This is a genomic window from Rhizobium sp. CBN3 (genome assembly GCF_030518245.1).
In the GTDB taxonomy this organism is placed as follows: domain Bacteria; phylum Pseudomonadota; class Alphaproteobacteria; order Rhizobiales; family Rhizobiaceae; genus Rhizobium; species Rhizobium aethiopicum_A.
Genome location: NZ_JAULSE010000030.1, coordinates 1 through 16,582, shown reverse-complemented (window position 1 = coordinate 16,582; position 16,582 = coordinate 1). Strand labels below are relative to the sequence as shown.

Annotated in this window: 19 protein-coding genes and 1 tRNA gene; 7 read left to right on the top strand and 13 right to left on the bottom strand. The window is 62.3% G+C overall.

What is annotated here, in order from left to right; translation table 11 throughout:
- The first annotated feature begins 58 nt into the window (after positions 1-58).
- Positions 59-430, top strand: coding sequence for a hypothetical protein (locus QWJ46_RS27830; protein WP_184460141.1), 372 nt, complete (start codon positions 59-61; stop codon positions 428-430).
- Between the two features lie 20 nt (positions 431-450).
- Here QWJ46_RS27830 and QWJ46_RS27825 read toward each other — a convergent pair whose 3' ends face one another.
- Together QWJ46_RS27825 and QWJ46_RS27820 are read right to left on the bottom strand one after the other, a co-directional pair.
- The gene (locus QWJ46_RS27825) at positions 451-849 is read right to left on the bottom strand and encodes an ester cyclase (RefSeq protein WP_064810726.1); all 399 of its coding nucleotides are present in this window, start codon (positions 847-849) and stop codon (positions 451-453) included.
- Between the two features lie 62 nt (positions 850-911).
- Positions 912-1,487 (bottom strand): transglutaminase-like cysteine peptidase, encoded by a 576-nt coding sequence (locus QWJ46_RS27820; RefSeq protein WP_302755459.1) that lies wholly within the window; start codon positions 1,485-1,487, stop codon positions 912-914.
- A 191-nt stretch (positions 1,488-1,678) separates the two neighbouring features.
- Between QWJ46_RS27820 and QWJ46_RS27815 the strand changes: the two genes are divergently transcribed.
- Positions 1,679-3,064 (top strand): hypothetical protein, encoded by a 1,386-nt coding sequence (locus tag QWJ46_RS27815; protein WP_302755457.1) that lies wholly within the window; start codon positions 1,679-1,681, stop codon positions 3,062-3,064.
- A gap of 236 nt (positions 3,065-3,300) precedes the next feature.
- On the opposite strand, the gene QWJ46_RS27810 is transcribed toward QWJ46_RS27815, so the two are convergent.
- Genes QWJ46_RS27810 through QWJ46_RS27800 form a run of 3 tightly spaced genes read right to left on the bottom strand, consistent with a single transcriptional unit; the run spans position 3,301 to position 5,436 of the window.
- A complete protein-coding gene (locus QWJ46_RS27810; RefSeq protein ID WP_302755455.1) occupies positions 3,301-3,699 on the bottom strand; it encodes a Fur family transcriptional regulator in 399 nt (132 codons plus the stop codon).
- Positions 3,696-4,508, bottom strand: coding sequence for an iron chelate uptake ABC transporter family permease subunit (locus QWJ46_RS27805; protein WP_184460144.1), 813 nt, complete (start codon positions 4,506-4,508; stop codon positions 3,696-3,698). The genes QWJ46_RS27810 and QWJ46_RS27805 overlap by 4 nt, the downstream gene beginning before the upstream one ends.
- Complete coding sequence (locus QWJ46_RS27800; protein ID WP_302755451.1) at positions 4,501-5,436, bottom strand: metal ABC transporter ATP-binding protein; 936 nt, start codon at positions 5,434-5,436, stop codon at positions 4,501-4,503. The genes QWJ46_RS27805 and QWJ46_RS27800 overlap by 8 nt, the downstream gene beginning before the upstream one ends.
- 101 nt (positions 5,437-5,537) lie before the next feature.
- Here QWJ46_RS27800 and znuA point away from each other — a divergent pair, with 101 nt between their 5' ends.
- Both znuA and zigA read left to right on the top strand, forming a co-directional pair.
- Positions 5,538-6,620: a zinc ABC transporter substrate-binding protein ZnuA gene (gene znuA / locus QWJ46_RS27795; RefSeq protein WP_302755512.1), complete on the top strand. Its 1,083-nt coding sequence runs from the start codon at positions 5,538-5,540 to the stop codon at positions 6,618-6,620.
- 113 nt (positions 6,621-6,733) lie between these two features.
- Entirely contained in the window at positions 6,734-7,939 is a 1,206-nt protein-coding gene (zigA, locus tag QWJ46_RS27790) for a zinc metallochaperone GTPase ZigA (RefSeq protein WP_302755450.1), read from the top strand.
- A 478-nt stretch (positions 7,940-8,417) separates the two neighbouring features.
- On the opposite strand, the gene QWJ46_RS27785 is transcribed toward zigA, so the two are convergent.
- Positions 8,418-8,744 carry an RcnB family protein gene (locus QWJ46_RS27785; RefSeq protein ID WP_302755449.1) on the bottom strand — a complete coding sequence of 109 codons (327 nt, stop codon included), beginning with the start codon at positions 8,742-8,744 and terminating at the stop codon, positions 8,418-8,420.
- 321 nt (positions 8,745-9,065) lie between these two features.
- On the opposite strand from QWJ46_RS27785, the gene QWJ46_RS27780 reads away from it, so the two are divergent.
- Positions 9,066-9,449, top strand: coding sequence for a VOC family protein (locus tag QWJ46_RS27780; RefSeq protein ID WP_302755448.1), 384 nt, complete (start codon positions 9,066-9,068; stop codon positions 9,447-9,449).
- A gap of 93 nt (positions 9,450-9,542) precedes the next feature.
- Complete coding sequence (locus QWJ46_RS27775; protein ID WP_184460148.1) at positions 9,543-10,874, top strand: hemolysin family protein; 1,332 nt, start codon at positions 9,543-9,545, stop codon at positions 10,872-10,874.
- Here the strand turns inward: QWJ46_RS27775 and chrA are convergent, their stop codons facing one another.
- Both chrA and QWJ46_RS27765 read right to left on the bottom strand, forming a co-directional pair.
- Positions 10,875-12,296, bottom strand: a complete 1,422-nt coding sequence (chrA, locus tag QWJ46_RS27770; protein ID WP_302755447.1) for a chromate efflux transporter — start codon at positions 12,294-12,296, stop codon at positions 10,875-10,877.
- Position 12,297: 1 nt separating this feature from the next.
- The gene (locus QWJ46_RS27765) at positions 12,298-13,113 is read right to left on the bottom strand and encodes a chromate resistance protein ChrB domain-containing protein (protein WP_302755445.1); all 816 of its coding nucleotides are present in this window, start codon (positions 13,111-13,113) and stop codon (positions 12,298-12,300) included.
- Between the two features lie 357 nt (positions 13,114-13,470).
- Here QWJ46_RS27765 and QWJ46_RS27760 point away from each other — a divergent pair, with 357 nt between their 5' ends.
- Positions 13,471-13,785, top strand: coding sequence for a hypothetical protein (locus QWJ46_RS27760; RefSeq protein ID WP_302755443.1), 315 nt, complete (start codon positions 13,471-13,473; stop codon positions 13,783-13,785).
- Positions 13,786-14,133: 348 nt separating this feature from the next.
- Here the strand turns inward: QWJ46_RS27760 and QWJ46_RS27755 are convergent, their stop codons facing one another.
- From QWJ46_RS27755 to QWJ46_RS27735, 5 genes are all read right to left on the bottom strand, one after another.
- Positions 14,134-14,436 carry a hypothetical protein gene (locus QWJ46_RS27755; RefSeq protein WP_302755440.1) on the bottom strand — a complete coding sequence of 101 codons (303 nt, stop codon included), beginning with the start codon at positions 14,434-14,436 and terminating at the stop codon, positions 14,134-14,136.
- 89 nt (positions 14,437-14,525) lie between these two features.
- On the bottom strand, positions 14,526-14,822 hold the full coding sequence (locus QWJ46_RS27750; RefSeq protein WP_302755439.1) for a hypothetical protein: 297 nt from the start codon (positions 14,820-14,822) through the stop codon (positions 14,526-14,528).
- A gap of 128 nt (positions 14,823-14,950) precedes the next feature.
- Positions 14,951-15,026, bottom strand: a tRNA-Lys gene (locus QWJ46_RS27745).
- A gap of 217 nt (positions 15,027-15,243) precedes the next feature.
- Positions 15,244-16,155 (bottom strand): PhzF family phenazine biosynthesis protein, encoded by a 912-nt coding sequence (locus QWJ46_RS27740; protein WP_064803601.1) that lies wholly within the window; start codon positions 16,153-16,155, stop codon positions 15,244-15,246.
- 65 nt (positions 16,156-16,220) lie between these two features.
- Positions 16,221-16,582, bottom strand: a 362-nt coding sequence (locus tag QWJ46_RS27735; RefSeq protein ID WP_302755435.1) for a hypothetical protein, incomplete at its 5' end; no start/stop codon positions are given.

Here is a 16,582-nt window from a genome sequence, read left to right as displayed (position 1 = left end):
ATCAGCCGTCGGATGACGGCTCAACTGGTCCGCCGGTTCACACCAGCAGGAGTGCCCCATGGTCGAAGCCGTCAACCGCATCTCCTCCACGGCCGCGTCCGAGCCCACCAAGGTCGGCATCAGCACCTCGATCGGCTCGGAACCCGACAATGCCTGGATTGCCGCCCGCCAGTCGCAGATCACTGCCGATCAGCAGGCATCGAACGGAGCCGCGGAGACGAATGGTGCGGGCAATCTTGTTCCGCATGCGAATCTGCTCGTCGACCACGAGGAGCATCCACGAAAGCAGCATGGGCATGCGCGATCGGGCGAAGGAGAAGAGGCCGGGGAAGCAGCGGAACAGCCGCTCCTGTCTGGTGAAAGCGAGCGGATCGGCACCCGCAATTTCGACGAGGATACGCCTTTCGGCGAGCGCGTCGCCATCCTCTGACGAAGTCCAGCTCCGCCGTGTCACAGCCCGTCCACAAGCTGAGCCTCGATCGCCGCCTTGTCGATGACCGACCAGACCTCGATGATTTTTCCGCCGCGAAATTCGTAGATCACGTTTTCGGTGAAGGAAAGGCGCCTGCCGTTCACATCCAGCCCGAGAAATTTTCCTTTCGGCGAACAGTCGAAGCCCAGCCGGCAGGCGACGTAAGGCGGATCGATAAGAAGCATCCGCACATTGAAAGAAAGATCGGGAATCAGATCGAAATCCCGCACCAGCATGGCGACGTAGCCCGCAAGCCCAAGCCGCCGGCCATTATGGACCGCATCCTCGTCGACGAACTGGCCGAGATCGGGCCAGTCCTGCCGGTTCAGGCAGGCGATGTAGCCTCGGTAGAGATCGGCAAGTTCGGTTTTGGTCACGGACGAATTCCTTGCGCGGCTGAAGCCTTCGGCAGCGAGCGCGCCGCCTTGCGGCTTTCAGCTCAGGAGAACTCGCCGGCGCGGGGGCCGGCAAGCGTCACGCGCCAGCCGGTGCGGGACTGGAAATCCTGGGTGGCCAGAAACGTGTAACCCGTCGTGCGCCAGGGCTTCACAGCGCTGGTCAGATTGTCGAGCACATAATCGCCGCCGGCCGTGCGGGCAATCAGAACGACGTGGTTCTGATCATGCGGTCCGATCACCACGGAAAGCGCCAGCCTGTTCGATGGAAAACCCGCCTCGATCAAGTCCTTCATCTTCTGCAGCGCATAGTCCTCGCAGTCGCCACGGCCGGCAACCGGAAGTGACCAGACATCCCCATTTCCGGATGACGAGCGATCTTCCGCCGAAACGATACGTCCGTTTACGGAGCGATTGACCTTTTGAAGAAGCGCTATTCCCGCCTGATCGTTCGGCTCTTGCGCCACCGTCCTGCCGCACAGCCACTTGTACTTGGCGCAGGCCGCAGCGAATCCCACCGGTGCGCCGATGCTTCGCGTCACGGGCAGCGACGATCCCGCAACTACCTGAAAATGCGGAACAATCACCAAAAATACCGCAAGAGAAAGGAGACGCTTCATGGCCGATTCCCTCTGTTCGTAACGGGAGAATAGCACAGCCAGTATAAAAATTTATTAAAATTTTATACTTGTGAATTTAACTGTATTTGGTGATTGGAACAGATTAACCATTGTTTATTCTTCATGTTAATCCCTTGTTAGTATAAACGTTCTTCCCATTAACGGTTAATTAACCTTGGGAGACGAGTGAAATGATCAGCAGAGCAGCAAAATTCAGCCTCGCTGTGGCGTCCCTTCTGGCAAGCAGCAGCTTGGCAACGGCAGCCCCCACAGTCGTTAATTGCAAGGCCGCAGTTCGCGGCACGCTCGAATACAGGCTGTGCATGCCCACGCGGGCAATACAGACCGACAGCAAGTTCGGTCCGAACGATAAAGATCGCAGCAGCCATGACGCCGGCGACAAGAAGACATCCAGCACCAGCTCGAACGCCAGCAATGGCAACCGTGGCGATGACGGGGACAGCAAAGACGTCGGCCAAAATGGCGGCAGCGGCGATCAGGGCGGTAGCGGCGATCAGGGCGGCAGCGGCGACCAGGGCGGCAGCGGCAATCAGGGCGGCAGCGGCGATCAAGGCGGCAGCGGCGATCAGGGCGGCAGCAGCGACCAGGGCGGCAGCGGCGATCAGGGCGGCAGCGGCGATCAGGGCGGCAGCGGTGACCAGGGCGGCAACGGCGATCAGGGCGGCAGCGGCGACCAGGGCGGCAGCGGTGACCAGGGCGGCAGCGGCGACCAGGGCGGCAGCGGCGACCAGGGCGGCAGCGGTGACCAGGGCGACCAGGGCGAGAAAGGCGACAAGGGCGACAAGGGCGATAAGGGCGATAAGGGCGATAAGGGAGACAAGGGAGACAAGGGAGACAAGGGCGGCAAGGGCGGCAAAGGGGACAAGGGCGGCAAAGGCGACAAGGGCGACAAGGGCGACAAAGGCGGCAAGGGCGGCAAAGGCGGCAAAGGCGACAAGGGAGACAAGGGCGACAAGGGCGGCAAAGGCGACAAGGGCGGCAAGGGCGGCAAGGGCGACAAGGGCGGCAAGGACCACGATGATCACGGCCGCGGCAAAGACGGGAAGGATCACGACCACGCCAAGGATGAACCCGGTAAGGATGGAGAAGACCATCACGGCGGCAGCAAGGACGGGGAAGATCACGGCCATGGCAAGGGCGGCAACGACGGTCCCGACAAAGGCGGCAACGACGGCACGGGCAGCAGCGGCAATGGCGATGCCGGCAAGAGCGGCAACGACAACGCGGGCAGCAGCGGCAATGGCGATGCCGGCAAGGGCGGCAACGACGGCGCGAGCAGCAGCGGCAATGACGGTGCCGGTAAGGGCGGCAATGACAGCGCGGGCAGCAGCGGCAATGACGGTGCCGGCAAGGGCGGCAACGACGGCGCGGGCAGCAGCGGCAACGACGGCGCGAGCAACAGCGGCAATGGCAATGCCGGCAAGAGCGGCAACGAGGGCGCGGGCAGCAGCGGCAATGACGGTGCTGGCAAGGGTGGCAACGACGGCGCGGGCAGCGATGGGGCCGGAAAGGGCGGTAATGACGGTTCCGGCAAAGGCGGTTCGGGCAAAAACTGATCGGAACGGTTAAGGCGGTTTGCCAGCGCCACTCCGCTGGCCGGCAGAGCGGCGAACCCTCTATCCTGATGCTCGCGTTTGTCGCGAGCATCTCCCTGCGTTCGACACGAAGCAGATCCTCGAAGCCAGCGCGAGGATGACTCGGACGGAAAAAGATTGTCAACAAATGCAGGGCCGGTTTGCCGGCCTTATCTTTTTGATCGCCCTATCGTTTGCAACGGGACGGGCTCCCCGTCTTACGCCGCGCAGGCCTGGCACAATCCGCGGATTTCGATCGTGGTCTTTTCGGGCTTGAACTTCTGCCCACGCACCCAGCTCATCAGCCGGTGGTCGACCTCGTGGTCGTGGAATTCCATCACCTGGCCGCAGCTTTCGCAGATGGCGAAGGCGACGATGCCGTGGCTGTGGCAATTGTCGCCGGGATGGGCGCAGGCAACGAAGGAATTGATGCTTTCGAGCCGGTGCACGACGCCATATTCGAGAAGCTTCTCCAGCGCTCGGTAGACCTGCAGCGGCGCGCGAAAACCATGGTCGCGCAGCTTGTCGAGGATGGTATAGGCGCTGAGCGGCCCCTCGGCCTTCTCGAGCACCTCGAAGACCAGCGACTGGTTCTTGGTGAGCTGCGGTGTTGTCATGAGCCTTGTCCTTGCGCGAGCGCGCGGCGCCTGACGGGAAGCAGGCTGAGAATGAAGAGGATCAGCGCCGCGACCACGATCGAGGGGCCTGACGGCGTGTCGTAGGTGAGCGAGCCGAACAGTCCGCCGACGACGGCGGCCGCTCCGATTAGCGAAGCGAGCACCGCCATGATCTCCGGCGTGACCGAGAAGCGCCGCGCCGCCGCCGCCGGAATGATCAGCAGCGAGGTGATCAGCATGATGCCGACGATCTTCATGGCAATGGCGATGACCACGGCCATCAGCAGCATGAAGAACAGCCGCGCCCGCTCGGGGCTCAGCCCCTCGGCCTCGGCAAGCTCGGCATTGACGGTGGCAGCCAAGAGCGGGCGCCACAGCCAGGCGATCGCCGCCAGCACGAACAGCCCGCCGCCCCAGATCAGCGCAATATCGGTGGTGGACACGGCCAGGATATCGCCGAACAGGAAGGCGATAAGATCGATCCTGACCCAGCTCATGAAGGCGACCATGACGAGGCCGATCGCCAGTGTCGCATGCGAGAGGATGCCGAGCAGCGCATCGGCCGACAGCGCCTGGCGCTTCTGCAGGAAGAGCAGCAGCACCGAGACGAGCGCGGCGACGGCGAAGACCGCCAGCGTCAGGTTGAGTTCGAAGAGCAGCGACAATGCGACGCCGAGCAGCGCCGAATGGGCGATCGTATCGCCGAAATAGGCCATGCGCCGCCAGATGATGAAGCAGCCGAGCGGCCCGGTCGTCAGCGCCAGGCCGACGCCGGCAAGGATCGCGCGCACGAAGAAATCGTCAAGCATGGCGGCCCTCCCCGCTGCGGGAATGGGCGTGTTCATGAGCATGATCGTGCCCATGATGAGCGTCATGAGCGTGGTCATGCCCGTGCTCATGAGTCCCATGAGCGTGCTCATGCGCGGCATGAGCGTGATGCCCGTCTTCGGGATGGCAATGATCGGTCACTGAGCCGTCCGCGTGCTGCACGCGCCCATCCGGCAAGTGCGTATGATCGTGGTGATGGCTGTAGACGGCGAGCGTCTGGGCCGCCCGGCTGCCGAACAGGCGCACATATTCCGGGCTGCGGCTGACGGCCTCAGGCGTGCCGCGGCAGCAGACATGGCCGTTGAGGCAGATCACCGTATCGGTCTCGGCCATGACGACATGGAGATCGTGGGAGATCAGCAGGATGCCGCAGCCGCTGGCATTGCGGATCGATTTGATGAGGTCGTAAAGCGCGATCTCGCCGGAGAAATCCACCCCCTGCACCGGCTCGTCGAGCACCAGCAGGTCGGGCTTGCGGGCAATGGCGCGGGCCATCAGCGCCCGCTGGAACTCGCCGCCGGAAAGGTGCTGCACCTCGGCGCCGATCATATGGGCGATGCCGGCGGCTTCGAGCGCCGCCTGCATATCGCGCTCCGGCAGCGGCCCGGTCAGCGTCATCAGCCGGCGCACCGTCAGCGGCAGCGTCCAGTCGATCGAAAGCTTCTGCGGGACATACCCGACCTTGAGGCCGGAGAGACGGTCGACCCTGCCCTCGTCCGGCTTCAGCACGCCGATCGCCGCCTTGGCGCTCGTCGATTTGCCCGAGCCGTTCGGCCCGATCAGCGTGACGATCTCGCCGCGCGAGACCGAAAATTCGACGCCGCGCACCAGCCAGCGGCCGCCGCGCAGGACACCGACATCTTCGAGCGAAACCAGCCGTTCGCCCTTGGCATTTGCGGGAGAGAGCATCAAATTTTCCGAAAGCGCTGTTGCATCCTGCTATTGCACACGTTATAGCATAACGCAATTGATGTAATAACATAACACTTGCAATTCAAGCGGAGCATATGATGAAACGCGCCTTAGGGCCTGTCCTGCACAGCCTGGCCCTCAGAATTCCGGCTACCCTCGCCATCCCGGCCTTTGCGATCCCTGCGTTGCTCCTTGCCGGCACGATGCAGGCAGCCGATGCGCCCGTCGTCGTCACCTCGATCAAGCCGATCCATTCGCTGGTTGCGGCGATCATGCAGGGCGTCGGCGAGCCGGAACTGATCGTCGATGGCGCCTCCTCTCCGCACACCTACAGCATGAAGCCTTCGAACGCGCGGTCGCTACAGGAGGCCAAGGTCATCTTCTGGGTCGGCCCGAACCTGGAGGCTTTTCTGGAAAAGCCGCTCGAGGCTCTGGGCTCGAACGCCAGTGTCGTCGAACTCGACCATGCGCCTGGTTTGACCAAGCTGCCCTTCCGCGAAGGCGGCGCCTTCGAGGCACATGACGACGGAGACCATGAAAGCGCCCCCGAGCATGCGGATGCCGCCGGAGATGACCATGATCACGATCATGCGGCTGAGCCCGGACATGACAGTGACCAAGCGCATCACGACGATCATGAAGAACATGAGCACGGGCATGGCGCCTTCGACACGCACCTCTGGCTCGACCCGATGAATGCGAAAGCGATGGCCACCGTCATCACCACCACGCTGGTCGCCGCTGATCCCGCCAATGCGCTGACCTATCAGGCCAATGCCAAGGCGCTTGATGACAAGCTGACGGCGCTGGACAACGAGATCGCCGCCACCGTCGCCCCCGTCAAGGACAAGCCCTTCGTCGTCTTCCACGACGCCTACCAATATTTCGAACATCGTTACGGCATCCGTGTCGCCGGTTCGATCACCGTCAGCCCGGAAACCATTCCCGGCGCCGAGCGCGTCTCGGAAATCCACCGAAAGGTCGGCGAACTCGGCGCAACCTGCGTCTTTGCCGAACCGCAATTCGAGCCGCGCCTCGTCAAGGTCGTCATCGAGGGCACGAGCGCCAAATCAGGCGTGCTCGACCCGGAAGCGGCAACGCTCAAGGCCGGCCCAGATCTCTACTTCACCCTCATGCGCGGCATTGCCGATAGCATGAAGGCTTGCCTTTCCAGCGCATGAGATTCATGCGACGCCCTGGAAAGAGCTGAGGCGGAAAGAGGCGGATGACCCCGTTCCGCCTTTTTTCGGCGTCAGATATGTAATGATATAACATAAATACCAATGAGGTTCCCATGGACAACAGACTTCCGGTCACGGTGCTCTCCGGCTTTCTCGGCGCCGGCAAGACGACCCTGCTCAACCATGTGCTCACCAATCGCGAGGGCCTGCGCGTCGCCGTCATCGTCAACGATATGAGCGAGGTGAACATCGACGCCAGACTCGTGCGCGATGGTGGCGCCAATCTCTCGCGCACCGAGGAGCAACTGGTCGAGATGACCAATGGCTGCATCTGCTGCACGTTGCGCGACGACCTGTTGAAGGAGGTGCGCGCTCTCGCTGATCAGGGCCGCTTCGATTACCTGCTGATCGAATCCACAGGCATCGCCGAGCCCCTGCCCGTCGCCACCACCTTCGAATTCCGCGACGAGAATGGCCAGAGCCTTTCCGACGTCGCAAAGCTCGATACGATGGTGACCGTCGTCGATGCGGCCAATCTGCTGGCCGACTATGCCTCGGCCGATTTCCTCGCCGACCGCGGCGAGACCGCAGGTGACGGCGACAACAGGACGATCGTCGACCTGCTGGTCGAACAGATCGAGTTCGCCGATGTCGTGGTGCTGAACAAGATCGGCACGGCAAGCGAGGAACAGCGCGACGCCGCGCGCAAGATCATCGTCGGCCTCAATCCGGATGCGAAGCTGATCGAGGCCGATTTCGGCGAGGTGCCGCTCGCGGAAGTGCTCGGCACCGGCCGTTTCGACATCGGGAGGGCCGAGACCCACCCGCTCTGGTACAAGGAGCTGCACGGCTTCAGGGATCACGTGCCGGAGACCGAGGAATACGGCATTCGCTCCTTCGTCTATCGCGAGAAACGGCCCTTCCATCCGGCAAAATTGCAGGCTTTTCTCGATCGGACATGGCCGGGCGTGGTGCGCACCAAGGGCTTCTTCTGGCTGGCGACCCGACCGCACCATGTCGGCGAGATCAGTCAGGCCGGCGCGATCGTGCGCACCGGCAAGATGGGCCTGTGGTGGGCTTCCGTGTCGCGCGAACAATGGCCCGACGCGCCCGGTTTCCTCAGCGCCATCGGCCCCTATCTCGACCCCGTCTGGGGCGACCGCCGCCAGGAAATCGTCTTCATCGGCGCCGACCCGATGGACGAGGCCTGGATCAGGAGCGAACTCGACGCCTGTCTGGTGCAAAGCGATGCCTTCACGCCCAAACGCTGGCGCAACCTGCCCGACCCCTTCGCCAGCTGGAGCCGGCGGGCGGCATGAAGGCGACAGCGATCAAACGCTATCGCTGCGTCTGCGATGAATGCGATCCATTGCCGCCGATCGAGGGGCTGCATCCGTTGACGCATGACGTTGTCGATGAGACGCCGCGAAAAGCCAGGGGATTGCTCAGGGTTATCGCGGAACAGATAGTGCCATTGCACCGGCGGGGATGATGTGGGAGAAATAGACAAAGGTCGGTGTGCTTGGCACCCCCCTCTGCCCTGCCGGGCATCTCCCCCACAAGTGGGGAGATCGACTGGGCGTAACTGCTTCCCCAAACAATTAAAGTGGCGGTCGACGAAACCGTAGATAGGCAGGAAGGCCAAGCTTCTTGCCTATCTCCACCCTTGTGGGGGAGATGGCCGGCAGGCCAGAGGGGGGTGCCACACGGCACGCCCTCTCCTCGCTCATTCTATTCGCGAAGCGGGGCCACCAAACCCCATTCTCAAGACCGAAAGGGCGGCCGAAGCCGCGCCAATCAGCGTCCGACGATAATGCTGGAGATCACCCCGCTGGTAACGCCGATCAGGAGGAAATCGTTATCGGCGCGGACCCAGCGATAGCCGCGGGGCGGAGGCGCCAGGCGGTAGCGGCGGTAGTCGTTGACGTCGCGAAAATGACGGCGCTCGCGGGCATTGACACGATATCCCTTCTTCCAATGCGGCCGCACGACCGTCTTCTTGACGATCACCTTCTTCTGGACGACGACAGGCGGGCGGCGAAAATCATCCGCGCTGGCTTGGGAGGCGACGATCGGCGAGAGAAGGAAGGAAGCGGAAAGAAGGGCTGCGAAGAGCTTTTTCATGTGGGGTTCCTCGTGTTGGGCACAGGAGCAAACTAGGTCCAAAAAGATGAACCGAAACTGAAACTTAAATTAAACTTTCGTAATCGAATCCAATGCCTGCGGGGTGGGTCTCATATTTTAGATTAATCTTATATTTCCCGGTGAATAGCCGCTTTTTCCGACACGACGCAATCGACGCATACTCCGAAGATCGGATTCGATTTTCTGCAGAATTGGGCGCAGATTCAAACGACGGAGCGTTGCTCCGCGCTTTCGATCGAGCGCCGGGCCGTTGGACCCGCCGCATGGCATCGCCCGACTTAAGAGATGATGGAGGAAATCATGCCCGGCATCAGCATGCGTTATATCGTCGACGACGTCGACGCCGCGTTGGAATTCTACACGCGGCATCTCGGCTTCTCGGTCGCGCTTCACCCGGCCACGAGCTTCGCCATTCTGACGAGGGACGGTTTTCGTCTGCTCGTCAGCGGCACGACCGGACCGGGCGGCGCCTCCCAGGCAATGCCCGACGGACGAAAGCCGGAGCCCGGCGGATGGAACCGCATCCAGATCGAAGTCGCCGACCTCGAAGCCGAAGTCACCAAGCTGCGCCGGGCGGGCGCGCATTTTCGCAACGACATAGTCCAGGGCATCGGCGGCAAGCAGATCCTGCTGGAAGACCCGGCCGGAAACCCTGTCGAGCTCTTCGAAGCGCCGAAGCGATAAGCGCCGCGGCATCGCAAGAATGGCGGCCGCGCCTTGCCAGCTCTGCGCGAGCGTGTAGTTTCGGACTCGCATCAATTCAGGGGTAAGCAAAATATGTCCGAATCCGCGGGCGGGCTCTTCGACTTTGTCGGGATACTAGCCGTGTTCTTTCTCGTCGCTGCCAATGGCTTCTTCGTCGCCGCCGAATTCGCACTGGTTTCGATGAGGCGCAGCCGTGTTGCCGAGCTTGTCGCGGCCGGTCGCATGAATGCCTCCGCGCTCCAGCGCGCCATCGACAATCTCGACGCCAATCTCGCCGCCACCCAGCTCGGCATCACCATCTCGTCGCTGGCTCTGGGCTGGGTTGGCGAGCCGGCGCTCGCCCATCTGATCGAACCGTTGCTCTCCTGGCTGCCTGAGCCATGGGTAACGACCGGCGCCCATACCATCGCCATCGTCATCGCCTTCGTCATCATCACGGCGCTGCATATCGTGCTCGGCGAGCTCGCGCCTAAAAGCCTGGCGCTGCAGCGCAGCGAGGCTACCTCGCTTGCGGTCGTGCGCCCCCTCGGCCTTTTCTTGCTATTGTTCAAGCCGGCGATCTTCACCTTGAACGGTATGGGCAACCTTGTGCTGCGGGCGGTCGGCCTGCGCGCCGGAACCGGCGAATCCTCGTTCCACTCGCCCCAGGAGTTGAAGTTGCTGGTCGCCGAGAGCCAGGAGGCGGGTCTTCTGAACCAGGTGCAGCAACAGCTCGTCGAACGGGTATTCAATATCGGCGACCGGCCGATCTCCGACATCATGACCCCGCGTCTCGACATCGAATGGTTCGATGCCGACGACAGCGAGGCGGAGATTCTGAAGACGATCCGAGAATGCAGCCATGAACAGTTGCTGGTCGCCCGCGGCTCGATCGACGAGCCGATCGGTATGGTGCTGAAGAAGGATCTTCTCGATCAGGTCCTCGACGGCGGCAAGGTCAGGCCGCTGGAGGTGATCAAGCAGCCCCTGGTGCTGCATGAGGGTAGCAAGGTCGTGCGCGTCATCGACAGCTTCAAGGCGTCGCCCGTGCGCCTTGCCATCGTCGTCGACGAATATGGCAGTCTCGAGGGCATCGTCACCCAGACAGACCTGCTCGAAGCCATCGCCGGCGATCTGCCGGGCGCCGACGAGGAGCCCGACATCGTCGTACGTGAAGACGGTTCGCTGCTGATCGACGCGATGATGCCGGCCTTCGACGCCTTCGAACGGCTGGGCCTCAAGGATCGCCCCGACGCCGATTTCCATACGCTGGCGGGCTTCGCGCTGCATCAGCTTCAGCATATCCCGGAAGCCGGTGAAACCTTCCTCTTCGAAGACTGGCGCTTCGAGGTGCTCGACATGGACGGCATGCGCATCGACAAGATGCTCGCGACCCGCATTCCCGCCGAGGGAGCAGAGGCCTGATCAATTCATCGCCAGCGTCCAGAGCATGCCTGCGATCGCACAGCCGAAGAGCGTCGCAATAACTGAGGTCTTGAAGCGGAAGAGTGCGATGGCGGCGGCGGCGGCGAGCGCGATTGCCGCCGGTACGGCAGATTGCAGCTCGGGAATATCGAGCTGCAGGTTGCCGAAACTGACCTGCGCGACTTCGGCAAACAGCGTGTGCAGCCCGAACCAGATGGCGAGGTTGAGAATGACCCCAACCACCGCCGCCGTGATCGCCGACATTGCCCCGGCAAGCGCCACATTGCCGCGCAGCTTTTCGATGAAGGGCGCACCAAGGAATATCCAGAGGAAACAGGGCACGAAGGTTACCCATGTCGTCAGGATCGCGGCAAGGGTGGCGGCAAGCATCGGATCGAGCGAGCCTGGATTGCGAAAGGCGGCCATAAAGCCGACGAACTGGAGCACCATGATCAGCGGCCCCGGCGTGGTCTCGGCCATGCCGAGACCGTCCAGCATCTCGCCGGGTTTCAGCCAGCCGAAATGCTGCACGGCCTGCTGCGCGACGTAGGCGAGCGCGGCATAGGCGCCGCCGAAGGTGACGACCGCCATCTTGCTGAAGAAGAGGCCGATCTGGCTGAAGACGTCACCTGGTCCGAAGAACGTGTAAAGGGCGGCGACCGGCACCAGCCAGAGGGCGAGCAGTATAGCCGATATGCGCAGCGACCAGGCGAGGTTGGCGCGCGCATGCGCCGGAATACCCTCGCCCAGCGCCGATTCGGCATCCGACAGCACCGCGCCGCTTGCGGCCTTGTGGCCGCCGCCCGCCTTGAAGGCGTCGAGGCCGAGCCTGCCGCCGAAGAAGCCGATAATTCCCGCGGCCAGCACAATCAGCGGGAACGGCACGTGGAAGAAGAAGATGGCGACGAAGGCTGCGGCCGCGACGGCAAGCATGACGCGGTTCCTCAGCGCCCGGCTGCCGATGCGGATGACGGCCTGCACGACGACCGCCAGGACAGCCGCCTTCAGGCCGAAGAATAGGCCGGCGACGATGCCGATGCTGCCGTAAGCCGCGTAGATATAGCTGAGGCCGAGGATCGACAGGAAGCCCGGCAGCACGAAGAGCACGCCGGCGACGAGACCGCCCAATGTGCGATGCATCAGCCAGCCGATATAGACGGCGAGCTGCTGGGCCTCGGGCCCAGGAAGCAGCATGCAATAATTCAGGGCATGCAGAAAGCGGTGCTCGCCGATCCATCGTTTTTCGTCGACGATGATCCGGTGCATGACGGCGATCTGGCCGGCCGGGCCACCGAAGCTCAAGGCGGCGACGCGCAGCCACACCCGGAAGGCCTCCCCGAACGAAACGCCGTGGTGATGCCCCTCGCCCGCGTCCTTCTTGCCCGCCTGTCCGGCGGGCGCATTCTCCGTCATATCGACCATCTCATGCCCTCTTTTTCGGCGCGGGCCAGTTGTGGGTCTCTTCGGTCGCATCGCGGCACCAACGGAAGAAGGCATCGTAGAGAAGCATTCCGGCCTCGAGCTGCTCCAGATCGTCGGAATACATTCTGGAGAGGCCGAGGGAGGCGGCAAGCAGACCGGACGCCTCGGGTGCGAGATCGAGCCTGGCCGTATCCGCCGCCCTGACGATCTGCGCCAGGCGCAAGAGCGGTTCGGACGCCAACCCGAACTCCTCGACCATCACGTCGAAGGTGCAGAGCTCGCCGCGATGGCTCCAGAACACGTCCTCGATGTCGAACGGCGCAGCCCCGAAGCGCTCGCCGACGGCGACAACCTCAGGCGCCGGCACGAACAGGAAGACGGCATTCGGATCGACGAAGCGCCGGATCAGCCAGGGACAGGCGATGCGGTCGATCTTCGGCCGCGCCCTGGTCACCCAGACGGTGCGTCCCTGCGCGTCGCGGCGCGGCAGCTTTGCCTCGGGCACCGCTGGTCCGGCCGCGGCCCAGGCTTCGAAGCCACCCTCGAGGCTTTCCGCCTCAATTCCCGCATGCCTGAGATAGGCGGCGACACCATGGCTGAGTTTGGCTCCCCTGTGGCAGACCACGACGACGGCATCGGCATCGATGCTATCGGCCCAGGACGCAACCTCGGAGTGCTCGCGCCGGATCGAACCCGGCACCAGGCGCGGATCGAGCGCAAAATCCTCGTCCGTGCGGACGTCGATGATGCAAGGCGCCCCAGGAGTTCCGATGAGCCGGCTGAGCTTGTCGGGAGATATTTCGAGAAATGACGGCATGACGCGTCCCTCCGTTGATCGGTTTTACCGGACGCGATTCTTCAGCATGTCGCCTCGTGGGGTGATCGCAGCCCCAGACCCAAAGCATTGGCAAAGACACCCCGCCCTGTCAAGGACAACGCTTCCGCTGCGGTTGTTTCCGTCTATACGGCGGCTGTGCCGTGCATATGGCAGCCGAAGATCTCTTCGGGTGTCTCCTCCGCAATGCCTTTCGCTTGCCGCTCAAGGCGTTCGTCGCTAGCGCTCCGGGAACCCCTCCAGCCCCAAAAACCACGCCAATACAAACGCTTCGGCCCCGGAATGGAACAAAAGTCCCACTCATCCATTTCTTCCCTTACCGAAAGAGGAGAAAGTACCATGACGTACGACCCCAATAATCCCAACGATCCGAATCGCCCGCTGAACCCGAACCTGGACCTGCGCACGACGCCGCCGGCGCGCACCAGCAATACGTGGGTTGTTTGGGTTGCTGCATTGGCCGTGATCGCTGTTGCTGCATTCGCCTATTCGCAGTGGAGCAGCACATCTCCCGGCACTTCGCCGGATACGACAGCCTCCACGACCCAGTCCGAGCCGGCCCCGGCTAAACCGATCGCTCCGACCGATAACAGCGCAACGCCTGCTCCGGCACCTGCACCGGCCACCCCGCCGGCCGCTCCTGCCCAGCAGTAACCGCTCCGGTCGTAAGAAGCCGCGCTAGATGCCTCCTTGGCGTATCCTGCAGGACACGCCAAGGAGGATCTATGCATTGAATAGCGTAAGATACTGGGGCGACCCTAACCTCAAAGTCGAGATCGGCACCAGCTTCTTTTCTACGGCCAGCCCTTGAATAACCGCAATCGGCACTTATTTAGAGATTATTAAATTTGTCTCTGACGGCTGACCACGGATGTACTGGCAGCCGTCATTGAGACAGATCGAGGAAGGTCGGTGCGAGTTTCGCCCGGCCTTTTTTCTTGGTCTATCGGGGAAGACCGAGCGATTTCACGGTCGCCGCGTGAAGCGGAACCTGCAGCCCGATTAATTGGGAATTCTATTGTAGAAGGATTGCGGATCGTACACGCACTCGTAGTCGAGAACGCACATGTTCCCGTCTCCATCCCTCACCGTTGCAGTGTCGTACTTGTCACCCAGGTTGCATCGGGCCGGCGGATAACGGAAGCTGCGACCGCCGATGCCCATACGCACGAAAACGGCTTTGTCCTTACGGATGATTTGCGCAAGCTCCTTGCAGCTGTGATCCCTGGCATTGACCTCTACCGCCTCGACGGCAAGGGCTGCGGACGGAAACAACAGGGCGAAGACCAAGAAGACGCTTTTCATGGAAACTCCTGAATGTGAGAGCGTGATGAACGGCAGAAACGTGAGCGGTTTTGGATGATATCCCACGCAACTGAGAACGAATTCTGATTTCAGGGAAAATTATAGGGCGACGCCGGGTCGAACACGCAGGCATAGTCCAGAACGCAAGCCCTCCCTTCGGCATCGCGAACGCTTGTGGTGCTGCGCTTGTCTCCCATGTCGCACTGCGCCGGCGGGTAGCGGAAGCTGCGGCCACCGAAGCCGACACGGACAAAGACCTTCTTGTTCTGCCGGATGATCTGCGCAAGCTTGCTGCTGCTGTGGTCCCCCGCTCTGACCTCCATTGCGCTGACAGCAAAGGCGGGCAGCGGCAAGGATAAAGCCACGACGAAGATGACGGTTCTCATGGACCCCTCCCGTTAACGAGGGAGAGATAGGGTGCGCAGGTCGACGCAGCCAGTCATGCCGAAACATGCCGCCGGCCTCGAAACGAGACCATGCCCTGACGCGATTCAATCAATCTTATCAAGAGATTTGGTGGGTGATGTAGGGCTCGAACCTACGACCCGCTGATTAAGAGTCAGCTGCTCTACCAACTGAGCTAATCACCCGTTCGCGCTTGGCTGCGCGGTGTGACGGGGCGTATAAACAGGATCGGCAGGCTTGTCCAGCGCATCAGCGAAAATTCTTTGGTTAATCTCAAACATTTTTCCGCAGTGCCGAAATGCGGCGCACAATCCTGAAATCGGAATCGATCTTGGAGAGGGATGACGCGCCAATTCGAGATGATAGAGCGTCCCGCCTGCCGGAGCGCGGCGCTCGCATAGCTCAAAGATCGAGTGTGCCACTCGCCAGCCGCACCGCCTGGCCGCCGATCCGTGCGTTGGAAATCGTTCCGCCCTCAACATCGATATGCAGGTGGATGAAGGACGGACGGCCCATCTCGACGCCCTGCTCGATCATGATCGGATGGTGCCCGTCCGTCAGCCGGTCAAAATGGCGGATTGCGCCGGAGAGCGCGGCCGCCGCCGCGCCGGTGGCCGGATCCTCGACGATGCCCATACCGCTGGCAAACATGCGCGCATGGAACTTCGCCACGTGATTGACGCCGCCGCGGCAATAGACATAGGCCGAGGCAAGCGCGCCATCGGCGAAGGGCACGATCTTTTCCCAAAGCTGCGGATCGAATTCCACCCGCTGCGCCGTGCCGACATCGTGCACCGGAATGAGCAGAAACGGAACGCCGGCGCTCCAGACCGAGGGGACGTGATTTTCGAAGCCAATTTCGGTGACCTTCAGCGACAGCGCATCGGCAATACCGAGCTTGTCGAGCGGCATGACCGCCTGCTGCGATTTTCGCGGCAGGTCAAATTCGGCAAAACTCGCCTCACCTTCTCGCAGCCGCACCGCGCACCGCACCGGCCCGACATTTTCCTCGAGCACCGTAACGAGATCGAGCGCCGCTGCGCCGTGAGCCCGCTCGGCCAACGCCACCGCCGTGCCGACCGTGGGATGACCGGCAAAGGGCAGCTCGCGGCCCGGCGTGAAGATTCTGAGCTTCGCCGCATAGGCGGGATTGGTTGAAGGCTGCACGAAAACCGTCTCGGAGAGATTGATCTCTCGGGTGATCGCCTGCATCGCCTCGTCGCTGAGATTGTCGCCGTCGAAAACCACCGCCAGCGGGTTGCCCGCAAGCTTTCGATCGGTGAACACGTCATAGACGCTGTAGCTTCGCGCCACATCGGCCTCCTTGAATCGATCTTCGCGCCGCCAACCTGCCCGACCATGCGACCGAGTGCAAGGCGCTAACTCGGGTAAGAACCACCCGTCTCCGGCACGAGACGTCGGCAGTCCGCAATTTGCGCGGGATCCTTAATGAAAATCGATTTTTTGTTTTTCTGCGAGGCGGGGTTGGATGGATGCAGGAAGCAATGCCAGGGCGTGTCCTTCGAGGCTCCGGCCCTTGGCCTGCGCGTCAGGATGAGGAACGTTGGCCGCGACTTCTCCCCCGCCTCATCCTTGTACGTTGCCGTTGGTGTATAAACGGGCTGCGCGGCGGGGATGCGTGTCATCCTTGGGTTTCGAACTCGTACCTCAGCGAGCATCTCCGTCGCCATGTCTTCGCTCGAACGGTTGATTGGGCTTCGAGCCCGCGTTGCAAGGAGGA